Annotated in this window: 14 protein-coding genes; 12 read left to right on the top strand and 2 right to left on the bottom strand. The window is 47.3% G+C overall.

All coding sequences use genetic code 11. The annotated features are described in order from the left end of the window. The first annotated feature begins 269 nt into the window (after positions 1-269). The 8 genes from CS562_RS27745 to CS562_RS27720 all read left to right on the top strand — a co-directional run bounded on the left by CS562_RS27745 (position 270) and on the right by CS562_RS27720 (position 6645). Entirely contained in the window at positions 270-638 is a 369-nt protein-coding gene (locus CS562_RS27745; protein WP_076290592.1) for a hypothetical protein, read from the top strand. Positions 639-663: 25 nt separating this feature from the next. Then, on the top strand, positions 664-1896 hold the full coding sequence (locus CS562_RS27740) for a sialidase family protein (RefSeq protein WP_076290591.1): 1233 nt from the start codon (positions 664-666) through the stop codon (positions 1894-1896). Between the two features lie 102 nt (positions 1897-1998). After that, positions 1999-2103 (top strand): hypothetical protein, encoded by a 105-nt coding sequence (locus tag CS562_RS33220; RefSeq protein WP_017690880.1) that lies wholly within the window; start codon positions 1999-2001, stop codon positions 2101-2103. 42 nt (positions 2104-2145) lie between these two features. After that, entirely contained in the window at positions 2146-2253 is a 108-nt protein-coding gene (locus CS562_RS33215) for a YjcZ family sporulation protein (RefSeq protein WP_217504721.1), read from the top strand. Positions 2254-2419: 166 nt separating this feature from the next. Then, a complete protein-coding gene (locus CS562_RS33910) occupies positions 2420-2728 on the top strand; it encodes a hypothetical protein (protein WP_076290590.1) in 309 nt (102 codons plus the stop codon). 576 nt (positions 2729-3304) lie between these two features. Then, a complete protein-coding gene (locus CS562_RS27730) occupies positions 3305-3901 on the top strand; it encodes an RNA polymerase sigma factor (RefSeq protein WP_076290589.1) in 597 nt (198 codons plus the stop codon). Beyond that, positions 3898-4878 (top strand): anti-sigma factor, encoded by a 981-nt coding sequence (locus CS562_RS27725; protein ID WP_099858818.1) that lies wholly within the window; start codon positions 3898-3900, stop codon positions 4876-4878. Before CS562_RS27730 ends, CS562_RS27725 begins: the two co-directional genes overlap by 4 nt. A gap of 243 nt (positions 4879-5121) precedes the next feature. Next, complete coding sequence (locus CS562_RS27720; protein ID WP_099858817.1) at positions 5122-6645, top strand: HD-GYP domain-containing protein; 1524 nt, start codon at positions 5122-5124, stop codon at positions 6643-6645. Here the strand turns inward: CS562_RS27720 and CS562_RS27715 are convergent. Then, entirely contained in the window at positions 6638-7291 is a 654-nt protein-coding gene (locus tag CS562_RS27715) for a phosphatase PAP2 family protein (RefSeq protein WP_099858816.1), read from the bottom strand. The two genes, CS562_RS27720 and CS562_RS27715, sit on opposite strands and share 8 nt — an antisense overlap. A gap of 232 nt (positions 7292-7523) precedes the next feature. Between CS562_RS27715 and CS562_RS27710 the strand changes: the two genes are divergently transcribed. The 4 genes from CS562_RS27710 (at position 7524) to CS562_RS27695 (ending at position 11529) form a co-directional block, all read left to right on the top strand. After that, the gene (locus CS562_RS27710; RefSeq protein ID WP_076290586.1) at positions 7524-8939 is read left to right on the top strand and encodes a sensor histidine kinase; all 1416 of its coding nucleotides are present in this window, start codon (positions 7524-7526) and stop codon (positions 8937-8939) included. 208 nt (positions 8940-9147) lie between these two features. Further along, positions 9148-10305: an MFS transporter gene (locus tag CS562_RS27705; protein WP_256716877.1), complete on the top strand. Its 1158-nt coding sequence runs from the start codon at positions 9148-9150 to the stop codon at positions 10303-10305. Positions 10306-10325: 20 nt separating this feature from the next. Further along, positions 10326-11006 (top strand): oxidoreductase, encoded by a 681-nt coding sequence (locus CS562_RS27700; protein WP_257219622.1) that lies wholly within the window; start codon positions 10326-10328, stop codon positions 11004-11006. A 148-nt stretch (positions 11007-11154) separates the two neighbouring features. Then, the gene (locus CS562_RS27695) at positions 11155-11529 is read left to right on the top strand and encodes a RidA family protein (protein ID WP_076290583.1); all 375 of its coding nucleotides are present in this window, start codon (positions 11155-11157) and stop codon (positions 11527-11529) included. Positions 11530-11626: 97 nt separating this feature from the next. On the opposite strand, the gene CS562_RS27690 is transcribed toward CS562_RS27695, so the two are convergent. Then, positions 11627-12385, bottom strand: a complete 759-nt coding sequence (locus CS562_RS27690) for a tryptophan-rich sensory protein (protein WP_063567998.1) — start codon at positions 12383-12385, stop codon at positions 11627-11629. Between the last annotated feature and the right edge of the window lie 20 nt (positions 12386-12405).

Genomic DNA, 12405 nt, shown 5'->3' with positions numbered 1-12405 from the left:
TTGCAATCTGTTCAGGAGAAACTGGTATCCCGTCAGACACGGCCCAATTAATGGAAGTCAGCAGAGAATAGAGAATAGAAAATAGTTTTATATATTACTGTAAGTCCTGTATCTGGGACTTGCAGTTTTTCGCATTTCATTGGCTCAACAAGGGCGGATTTTTGTAGGACATACGTGAGTTTTGCCGTGGCATTTATCTGGGGGTTACATATTTTACATTAAACTGACAACCTTTGTCGGCAGATGTATAGAGGAATGGAGGGATTACAATGCCTTACACTACAGGTCTCCTCTTTAACTCTCCTAATGGGAGTGATCGAGCTACTCAATTAATTGTCACCTGTTTGAATGATTCTCTCAATATTCCAGCCAATATCGAGCTTCAGGTCTTTCGCTGGGATACTTCCCAGACAACCCGAATCCCTATTGGTCATGATCTGTTCCAATTGACTCCCCAGGCATCTAGAACGTTGTTATATACGCTAAACACAGCAGATTATTTTGAGGTTCAGAGCGATTATTTCAGTGCAACAAGCACGGTTATTCAGGTGTTCAGTTTGGACTCCACCGGAAATATCCTGCAGCGTGTGTTGCAATCGGAGATGGTATGGGTAGACCGATTCACAAATATTCCATAACCCAAATATAACGGAGGTGAATGAAATGCCGGTTGTAAATATTACAGGAGCATTGGGTGGGAACCAGTTTGAACCGTCGATTGCAGTAAATGAATTGTTACCCAATATAATGTGTGTTGTGGCAGTCGATACAAGTACTGGGCCAACACTTACTGGATTATATCGCTCCATTGACGGAGGGCAGACCTGGTCAACGACTACCTTGCCTCAACCTGCGGGTTACGCCGGAGCTGAAGCCCCCACGATTGATTACACATTCCCCAGTACGTTTATTGTAACCGTTCATGTTTTTAATGGGGATAATGACGGGACCATTATTAGTTATACTTCAATGGATGACGGTCTCACATGGGCTCCCCCGGTGTTTGTAAACAGAGGATATGGTCTCATCGTTCACAATGATGAACCGTATATAGCGTGTGATCGAACACCTGGTAGCCCGTATCGTGGTAATGCTTATGTTGGATACACGCCGCTGGCAACAGCGGCATCATCAATCTTTTTGCAAAGGTCTCTGGATCAGGCTGCGACCTGGCAATCGCCAAGCCGGATTTCCAGTCCGAGAGGCTTCCATGATCGGGCGGCAATCGCAATTGGATTTACGGGTGAAGTCTATGCCGGGTATATAACCACGGGTCCGACGAGCCCGTATGCCTTGTTAAGGATATCTTACGACGGAGGTGCGACATTTCAGCCTCCAGTAAATAATCAGTCGACCCTAATTTCTTCGGTGGTACCTGCACCTTCTCCCTTACCTGTACCCAATTATGCGTTCCGTGTTCAAACGAATCTGAGTCTGGGTGCAGATATTTCCAACAGTATCTACAGTGGGACAGTCTATGCAGTCTGGAATGACGCCCGAAATGGATATACGGATGTACTCATGTGTCAATCGCCAGATGGTTTGCTTTGGAGCGAACCGGTAAGTATAACGGGAGCACCTGTAGGATCACAGAATTTCTTTCCTTCGATTTCCGTATCACCATTTACGGGAGTAATCCGAGTCATCTATTATTCCAACCAGATAAATGGATTTTTGCTAGATGTATATGTAGCTGAGTCCTCTAATGGGGGAGCGACATTTACGAACAGAAGACTCACAACGACATCCTTCAATCCGAATGGGAATTCACCCGTACCAACAGTGCTCATTGGTGACTACATCACAGCCTATACACAGTCACCTGATAGCTTGGCCGCCGTTTGGATGGCGACAACACAGCCAACAGGGAAACTGGATGTGTATTTCGGTTCATAGTCATACCTCAATTGTACCCTGGCCCATTTTTAACAAGAGCCCGGTCTCGCGAGTGACTTTTGCATATAGTGAACTGTACCTCAAATAAAAGGAGGGTTTTGCATGAGTGGAGTTGTAGGTGGATACGGCGGCGCATGGACATCGACTGGTGCCATTTTGGTTCTCTTCATTTTGTTGGTTATCATTTCCAAAGCATTCCTCATCTAATAGACCCTTAACACCTAAACCATTGGTAAAGGAGGAATCTCCATGAGCGAAGTACTTGGAGGCACAGGATACGGCGGCTGGACATCAACTGGTGCCATCTTGGTTCTGTTCATTCTTCTCGTTATCATCACTAAATCTTTCTGGGTATAATATGTTTGAACTCCGCCGGGTAACCGGTGGGGTTTTTTTGGTTTGGGGACAAGCCTACAGGAATAGTGAAAACGCCTATTTTGTCAAAGTAGGGCCATAGCCCGGTCCAGAGGTAGGCAAAATACATAGCTTAGGGGTGTAGGCAAATGTTAAGGAGGAATGAACAATGAGCGAAGTAAAACCGAATTCACCGAACGGACAGGGACACGTATACGGACATATGGGAGGGTATGAGCATATGCAAGGATACCAATACACAGGTCATGAAATGCATGGGTACGGATATGGTTGTACAATGCCAACGGGGTATGGCTACGGCTACGCTCATCATCCCAATCATGCTCCAGTGCTGCACGGGTATCACCATGGTTGTGGAACTTCCTATGGACATAGCGGAGGAAGCTGGGGATCCATGGGTACGATTCTTGTACTGTTCATCCTGTTGGTCATCATCTCCAAAACGATGTTTATCTAGATCTTACAATAGCAACTGTATCAGGGAGTTGATCCATACAACTCCGATGAAAGGCGCCGAGATTGTATCGGCGCCTTTTGGCTGTCTGTCCATCTTTTTATTAAAAGTGGACATGGAAAAACACCCGGAACCCAATTCCGGGTGCTTTGTGTATGTTTTCAATCTTCTCAAGAATAAGTGACATCCAAAACAACAAAAGCCCTACCTCTCTTTTGTCCTTGCGGCTCCGATGACCGCGCCAGTGTGAATGGGAACATCTTGTGAAACTCTGTACTACCGGGTTATTGTGATTCAGGTTCTTCAATCTTCATAGGTTAATGTGCATGTTCGCTGCGGTCGCAGCATGAAGAAAATATTCCGGGGTTTAAAGAAGACAGAAAATCATATGAGGTTGTTTAAATACCAACTCTTAGAGTATACCACAGGCTGTAATTTTTTGCAATAAAAAGGAAGGTTGAAGCTTTTTTTGAAAACAATTGCGGAAACATTTCAGATTTTTTCTTCAATAAGGTAATCCTCTTCAAATGATTCTGCGTAGGTTATAATAAGAGGGATGACACGGAAAGGGGCCCTCGCATGACTGAACCAATAGAGGACAGCAGGTTAATGCGGCAGATTGCAGAGCGAGATGCTTCCGCACTGGAGCTTTTATATGACCGCTACGAGCGGGCGGTGTATTCTTTTGCTTATCGGATCGTTGGTGATCCAATGACAGCAGAAGAGACTGTCCAGGAATTATTCCTGCGGGTCTGGAACAATGCTGAACGATATGAGGCCTCACAGGGGAAGCTGACCACGTGGATGTTCGCCATTACGCGCAACATTGCAGTGGACATGCTGAGGCGAAAATCCAAAAGCGTAGCTACGACCTCAATGGAAAACGAAGCACTGGCGGCATATGCCGATGAACATACAAATACAGAAGAAGAAATAGAGCGTAAATGGGAAGGTGTCCGAATTAAAGAGGCCTTGTCCCAGTTGAATGGTGACCAGCAACAGGTCATTGAATCGATCTATTATGCAGGCTTAACGCAACAGGAGGTATCCAGCAGATTCGGGATTCCGCTGGGTACGGTAAAGAGCCGTGTCAGGCTTGCGATGCGACAGCTTCAGAAGCTGCTCGCCGATGCTGAAATGCATCCGGACGCGGGAAGGGAGGGCATACATCCATGATAGAACGACATGAGGAATGGTCTGATCTGGCACCGGTGTATGTGCTGGGAGGACTCGAAGCGGAGGAAGTGGCAGCATTCGAAGCGCATTTGGCCAATTGCGAGTCTTGTCGCCAGGAGGTGAGGGAATTGCAGGAAGTAACAGGCTTCCTGCCACTCGCGGCGGAACCTGTTGAACCGCCGCCTGGCATGCGAGCACGTGTGCTGGGCAACGTGCTCGGACATGCGCAGGAGAGCGCCGGAACGAAGCCGGCGGCTGCTCCTGCGCAGCCTGAAGCACCCGCGGTGCTTCAGGGGGACCTTGCGCCGCAGCATGGAGCGGCGCAGCGCGGGCAAGGCTTGCCGCCGGAGACGGCGGTGCCTGCAGCCCGGGCAGAAGAGGCTGCACAGGCACAGCCGTGGCAGCCTCAAGGGCGCGCGCGTGCGCGCAGCAGCCGCGCCTGGCGCATAGCGAGCGCAGCCCTAGCGGCAGCGGCGCTCGTGCTCGGCATCTACGCCGGGCAGCTGCAAGGCCAGGTCGATTCGCTGAAGCAGCAAGCTGCGGGCTCATCGACGGTGCAAGAGCAGCTTGCTCAGGCGCAGGCACAGAATGCTCAGCTGCAAGAGCAGCTTGCTTCATCCCTGCAGCCTGCACAGGGAATGCAGACAGGCGAAGCCGTTAAGCTTAGTCCTGCAACACAGGACATTGTGGCCCAAGGTCTGGCTACCATCGTTATTGACAGCAAAGGCACTCACCTGGTCGTACAGGCGGAGAACTTGCCTACTTTGGAAGGGAATGAGGCGTTCCAGGTTTGGCTGATCAAGGGCGATACACCTCAGAATGCGGGGACCTTCCTAAGTCATAATGGAACGGGAGCGGTATACTATACGTTAGACTCTGCCAACGATTACGACACGGTCGCCATCACACTTGAACCGGATGCGATGGGTGATGAGCCGCGTGGTACAATGATTCTGGCTGCCAAGATTAAAGGATAACAAATGTCTTGCCATATCAGGCTGTTTCCTACGGGGAGCAGTCTTTTTTGTATGGTTGTACGCGTACATATAAGTTGAATGAGCGATTCATAGTTCATTCTAGGATGGAGGTTTCCCATCCGTGAAATGAATTAATTTTTTCAGTCCGAGTAACCGATAACAAATAGGAGGCTGTACCCTTAATCTCCCTCTGTCATCATCAATGGGGAGAACTGGTTTGCAGCTAGAGAGTGAGGGGTTAGGGTGGAAGTATACCGTTCATTTATCTTTCGTCTGATGCGAAATTATCTTATCGGTTCATTGGGAGCTGTTTTTGTGGTAGGTACAGTCGTTATGGTGTCTACCTTACAAATACCAAACATTCAATTTGTACGACTCATTATCATTGTGTTGATTTCACTATTGTTTATGCTTGTTGCTGAACTGATGACGCTATGGGCTCAACTTGGCCCCATCCGGCAGTTTTTTGCCGCCGAGCATCATGAGAAGGCCGAATTGACAAAGATGTATGAAAGCATTCACCGATTTCCGGGAAAAACGATCTATCGCATTCTCGGTCCGCATATGCTTGGGTTTTCCTTACCTGCTGCCGGATTGACGATATGGATGATCTCTACAGGATGGCTGGAATTCCCATATGGATACGTCGCAGTTGCAGCTGCGTGCGCCTTATTGATCGCTGTGATGCATGCCCTGATTGAATATTTTCTGACCGTTCGGACCGTTCGACCGTTGCTGCTGGAAGTTCGTCGCAGAGGCAAAGAACAGCATGGCATGGAGCCATCGCTTGGAGGACGTGTCCTGGTGTCCATTCAGCGTAAATTTCAGCTGAGTACAGCGCTAATCGGTTTATTTCCATTATTTCTGTTCTTTCTGGCTACATCGATCCGTCTTCAGTATATGGATAGTGAGTTTGCGAAAGAGTATATTCTGTGGGCAGTTCTTATCGTTGTGTTAGGCGGGGGCTTCGCCCTTGTGGGAAGCTGGCTGCTGATTCGGGATGTTCGCGGACCGGTTGCGGAGCTGACTGAGGAGATGAACCGAATTCAAGAGGGAGATCTGGGCAGAAGAACGCCTGATTTGTACGCGGACGAATTTTCTGCGCTCATCTCTGGATTCAATATGATGATTAATCGGCTTGAGATGAGGCAGGAACGTAATCGGCAGTTGCTGCAAAGTTATTTTTCCACCCTGGCGGCTGCTTTGGACGCACGGGACAAATACACGGCCGGTCATTCCATGCGAGTCGCGGAGTATTCCATAATGATTGGTAAGCTGAGTGGCATGAATGAAGAACAAGCCGATCTGTTATACAAGTCAGCACTGCTGCATGATATTGGAAAAATCGGCATACCTGATGAGGTGTTGTTGAAAGATGGGAAACTCACCGATGAGGAATTCGCCATCATTCGCACACATCCTGTTCTTGGGGAGAGTATTTTGTTACAGATTGAACCGATTGATGCGATGGCAGACTTCCTGCCGGGTGTAAGGTCTCATCATGAAAGATATGATGGCAAAGGATATCCTGATGGCATAGCAGGCCAAGAGATTCCGCTGTTTGGTCGTATCATTGCCGTGGCTGATGCCTTTGATGCCATGACGTCTGATCGTCCATATCGGAATGGGATGAGTCATGAGAAAGCGCTATCTATTTTGGAAGAAGGAAAAGGGACCCAGTGGGATCCCTATTTTGCAAGTTTGTTTATTGATGAGTGGAGACGGCAACAGCATCTCCAGAAAACATCGGAGCGAGGGGTCAGCTGATCCCCTCTGTCCACTTCGATTCCTTTCTGCGACGACGGTGCAGCGAGAGCCCGGTGATAATTGTGAAAACGCATTCGCCGAGTACGACCGCACCCAGGGCGTCATAGATTACATGTTGTTTAATCATTAAGGTGGACAATATAATCAGTGCTGCACCAGCAGCAACTAACACCTTAACATGTTTGCGAATACTCTGAACGGAGAGAACAGCCCGCATAACCAGATAAGAATGAAGGGCATGAATACTTGGAAAACAATTATATGGACGGTCCTGGCCGTAGAGCCATCCAAGGAGAGATGCGCCGAGACCTGTACCTGTTAATTCGGGACGCGGCACCATGGTCTGAAAATTAAAATAGATCAGGTAACAGATCCAGACACAGATGTTCATGGATAACAGGACGCGATAATAAGTGAGCCGATCTTTGGCACATAAATAAGCCAAGACGCCGAAGACAAACGGATACCAACCCAGATAGGGTATGGACATGGAAGGTACATAAGGGATGATCCGGTCCAACGGGGAATTAAGAACATAGAACCCGCGCTCCGGACTATTCAAAATATCATAGAACATCCCCATGACAGCCAAGGAAAGCATCAAGCTTAACGACAGCCAGTAGGATTTGCTTTTTAATACGTGCACAACACCGTTTCTCCTTTCATCCAGGTTCGCAAGGAACTGGATCACAGCAAATAAAATCGAACAACAATATATTCTACTACGTTCAGCGCACAAATTGAATCCTGATTTGTGTATTTTTGTGCATTTTTTTGACGACGAAGGAATGTCGAAGGTTGAATGGGCATGATATGATAGAGATGTATACGGACTATAGGTTTTCTGTCAATGAATACACGACAACAGGAGTGAGTGAATGCAATTTTCAAAAATGTTCGTATTAAATATGGGGATGCTCATAACCATCGCTTACCTTGCTAGTGTGTTCTATAAATACATCGTAATACGAGCTTCATCACGAGTAAAACAGATATGTTCGTTGTTTGTACTTATTTTTGCAGGCTGGATCAGCACGGTATTTGGATTTCAGCTTAATGATGAAGTTGTCTTTGATCTTCGTTTTGTTCCTTTAATTGTTGCCGTTTTGACGTATAGACAACCCTATAGCGTTATTATCGTGGGTGTTGGGATTGGACTGACCCGGCTAACTTTTGGTATCAATGATGCTACGGTGGCTGCACTGATTAATATGTCCATTTTGGGCGTGGTGTGTGCAGGGTTGAATATATGGATGAGACGCAGTGACTATAGGTTAATTATTAAAGGTGTTATCGTCATATTGATTGTAAATGTGGTCAATAGTGTGAACATAGCTATTGTCGGCGTTATCCCGGCTACATATTTTTTCTCTCATATTATGCCGTATACCCTTCCTGTTGGTATTTTGCTTAGTCTTATTTTTGCATTTATTTTACGAGACTTCCAGAATGAACAAAATCGGATTTTGCTCATCCAGAGTACCAATCGTTTATTGTCTGTGCAAAAAGAAGAATTGCAGAAGGCTCAGATTGTGCTGGAGGATCGTGCCAAGCAGTTGATGATTGCTTCACAGTACAAATCGGAATTTCTGGCGAATATGTCGCATGAACTGCGGACACCGCTGAATAGTGTCATTAACTTTGCTCAGATGATCAGCGAGAACGGAGATACGATGGAACAGGAGGATATCGTACATTTTGCCACAATGATTGAGCATTCTGGTCAGGAGTTGCTAACGTTAATCAATGACATTCTCGATCTGTCCAAAGTGGAAGCGGGCAGACTGGATATCGTCTTGGAGGATATCAGTGTTGCACAACTCACGGAAGATGCCATGGCTCATTTCCAGTTGGTTGCCGAGAAAAAGGGAGTAGAGCTGAAGTTGGACAAGAAGCCAGGGCTACCAGAGACCCTATGGTCTGATCCCCAACGAGTCCAACAGATCTTGCGTAATCTCATGTCCAATGCCATCAAGTTTACACATCAGGGGAAGGTCACACTGACCGTAAGCACCAAGCAAATGAAGAAATCAGGTATTCTGAGCCAATGGATTGTTTTCTCGGTGCAAGATACGGGAATTGGCATTGCTGAAGACAAACATCAATCCATTTTTGAAGCATTTCAACAGGCGGACGGGTCCATTAGCCGCAAATTTGGGGGAACAGGACTCGGCCTGTCTATCAGTCGGGATTTGGCCAGATTGCTAGACGGATCGATTGAACTTGAAAGCGCTGAGGGCAAGGGCAGTACCTTCTACCTCTATCTCCCGTTGAACCGTGAAAAAATGAGTTGACAACCATCACTCTGTGAGTAGAATTTGGGGTGACAACTAGCATCGACCGGCACTTGAAACCCGGTCTAAGGAGTGTATCCCCATACAGAAGACGGTCAACGTTAACCCTCCTCCGTTTGCAGGCAAACCACGGCGCAAGGGTTCGACACAACGCACGAATTTATCCATTGCAACATGGGAGGGTGTACCGGCAATTATTTTGCAGACGTTGCTGGGAGGCCCATTTTTAACCGGATTTCTGCTGTACCTTGGGGCCGGGTCAAGACATATTGGCTTTGTGCTCGCCATTACGACGTTTGTCAATATCGCTCAGATTGGAGCGGCTTACTGGATGCAGCGCATTCGCAGCCGCAAACGCATGCTTGTATTGTTTGTGGGGATACATCGCATCCTGTGGAGTTCGACGGGACTGATACCGTTCCTGTTCCCCAAGGAGTGGTGGGTAGGCATTTATATTGGTGTGTATACGGTTGCATTCATAGCCAATACCATTGGTGGTATGATCTGGACCTCGTTGATTGGAGATATCGTTCCTGCCAAGGTGAGAGGACGTTATTTCGGGATTCGAAATACGATTCTGAACGCACTTGGAAGCGTATGCTTATTTGCGGGAGGCATCGTTTTGGACCGTTTTCCTGGGGAGATGGGTTTCTTAATCCTGTTCATACCTGTGTGGATCTGCGCCATAGCTAATACGATTATTTATTGCTTTTACCCGGATGTACCTTTTGAACGTTCAACTGAAAAGGTTTTTTGGGGGATGTTCAAGAAGCCGTTTCAGGATCCTTCCTTTCTGAGGGCTGCACTGTTCCTCGCGGCCTGGTTACTGATCCAGACGTTGATCGTTCCGCTATTTTCCTACGTGATGCTTGACCTGCTTAACATTAATTATCAGACAGTATCCATAATTACCGTGGTGCAGACACTCGTTATGATGGCCGGATTCTATATCTGGGGCAATCTGAACGCGAGATTCAGCAACAAAACCTTATTATTTTGGACATTACCGATCATCGCACTCTCCTGTCTGTCATGGGGATTGATGTCGTTTATGCCTGTTTTGATAGCGCTTTTTTTATCCCATATTTTTCTCGGTATTGGTGTGGGTGGATTCAACCAGCTTGCTTTCAACTTCACAATCGGAGATACACCAAAAAGCGAAAGACCGATGTTTGTCGCCGTGTATTCGGCTATGACCGGAGTGACCTCGTTTCTTGGACCGCTGATCGGTGGTTGGTTGTATGAGAGAATGGAAACCTGGCCGGAAGCGATGAATTGGGTTTCCGCCTATGGCTTCCAAGTGGGTGTTGGTGCAGCGATGCTGGTTCTTACGTTTACGCTTGGACGTCGTGTACTTCTGAAATAGAGATATGTGGAGGGATGTACTTGGAGAATCACGAACGGCAAGCCCTTGTGATTGGAGCTACTGGGCTTGTTGGTGGACTGCTAGTAAGGAGCTTGCTTCAGAATCCGGCTTATGGCCGGATTCGTGTATTGGTTAGACGACCGCTCGAATTGGAACATGCAAAGCTGGAGCAGCATGTCGTGGACTGGGAACAACTTGAAGAGCAAAAAGATCTATTTCGCGATGTTGATGACTTATACTGTTGCTTGGGTACAACGATTAAAAAAGCTGGCAGTCAGGAAAACTTCCGCCAAGTGGATTTTCACTACCCCGTAAAAGCCGCCATACTTGCCAAGGAGCATGGGGTATCCCAGATGCTCGTCATTTCTTCCATGGGAGCCGATGCCGGGTCACGTATATTTTATAGTCGGACCAAGGGAGAGATGGAAGAGGCATTATCGGCTATCGGTTTCGGTTCACTGCATATATTCCGTCCGTCGTTAATCCTTGGAGATCGCAAAGAAAAACGGTTGGGTGAGCAATTGGCAGCTCATACCATGAAGTTTCTGGATCGCTGGATGAAAGGCAGAGTGGATAAATACCGGGCAATCCAGGCTTCAACCATTGCTCGGGCCATGATGAACATTGCACTTGTTCAAACCAGAGGAAATCATGTGTATTCCAATGACGTTATTCACGTGTTGGGATTGGATGAGTCCTGAGATATTCATGGTTTGCCCCTATCGGAATGAGAGCTAAGGATAGCCGTTTCTTGCCTGGGCCGGATCGTGGTATAATAAGCTTCAAAAATGAGTTCGAGGCTTGTCTCCTCGCGGCGGCAGGACAGCGAACATGAAGGAGAACTCATCCATGAAAAAACCAATCTCTACCGATCAGGCGCCAGGCGCCATTGGTCCATACAGCCAAGCCGTTGAAGCAGGTGATTTCATCTATACTTCCGGTCAGCTTGGCCTAAACCCGCAAACAGGAGAGTTCGGAGCTGATGTACAGGAGCAGACTCGTTTGTCCCTGAGCAATGTAAAGGCCATTCTTGAAGCAGCAGGCACGAGTATGGACAAAATCGTGAAAACGACTGTTTTCCTGAAAGACATGAATGATTTTGTTCCGGTGAATGAAGTGTACAGCACGTTCTTCGAACAGCCTTATCCAGCACGCAGCGCGGTTGAAGTCGCTCGTCTGCCGAAGGATGCACTTGTGGAGATCGAGGTTATTGCCCTCAAATAGGGAAGACTGATACTTGCTAAGCAAGGAAAGTTACATAAAAAGCCGATTTCTGGTCAGATGACCGAAATCGGCTTTTTTTTATATGAACAGAGCCGGGTCAATCCCGATCCTGATTACGGGCGAAGAACAGCCATACCGCATAAATGGCTAGCACGATTGCAATGATAATTGCCGTATAATATACGGAGGTAACGTCTTTTTGTTTGAGTGCGATGGCAATGTATGCCCATGTAAAGACAAGTGGGTATACACTATCCCGGTAAGGGAAGCTTACCAGTACAGCCAGCACCAGGCCAACAATTAACATGATGATGGTCCAGGTAGGTTCACTTAGTCCAAAGCCATCCCAGCCGATTTTATATAATAAAACAGCCGCATTGATAATGGTTGCCACACTAACCCATCCAAGATATATGCTGAACGGCAGCTTCACGAGCCAGATTTCGGCAGTTGTGGGAAGGGTGATTGCACGCGTTTTTACATATAACATGATCAGGGACAACAGAAGCAGAACGATGACGACTAAGGCGAGACCGATTTTGAGATTTTGAAAAGCAAAGATCCACGCTACATTAAAGGCACAGCTTGCTAGAAACCAGTAACCGAGGCGGGTAATAGAGTCCCTTTTCCAAGAAGAGGGAACGAACTGATAGATGACAAAGCCAGCGAGCAGCAGATAGATCAGTCCCCATATGGAGAAAGCATAGCCCGAAGGGGTGAGCAATACAGGGTACATATCCGATACTTCCTTGTTGGTTCTGCCCCCAATAGGCAGCGCGTTGGAAAGGTAGTTTACTACGATAACAGCGATGAATCCAATCGCGTTTAACCACTTGTACGGATTGTTACGTGACATTGTGTTTCCTCCTTGGTTTT

This window comes from Paenibacillus sp. LK1 (genome assembly GCF_002750415.1).
Lineage (GTDB): Bacteria > Bacillota > Bacilli > Paenibacillales > Paenibacillaceae > Paenibacillus > Paenibacillus taichungensis.
Note: the sequence above shows the minus strand (reverse complement) of the source record. Positions and strands in the feature narration are given on the sequence as shown.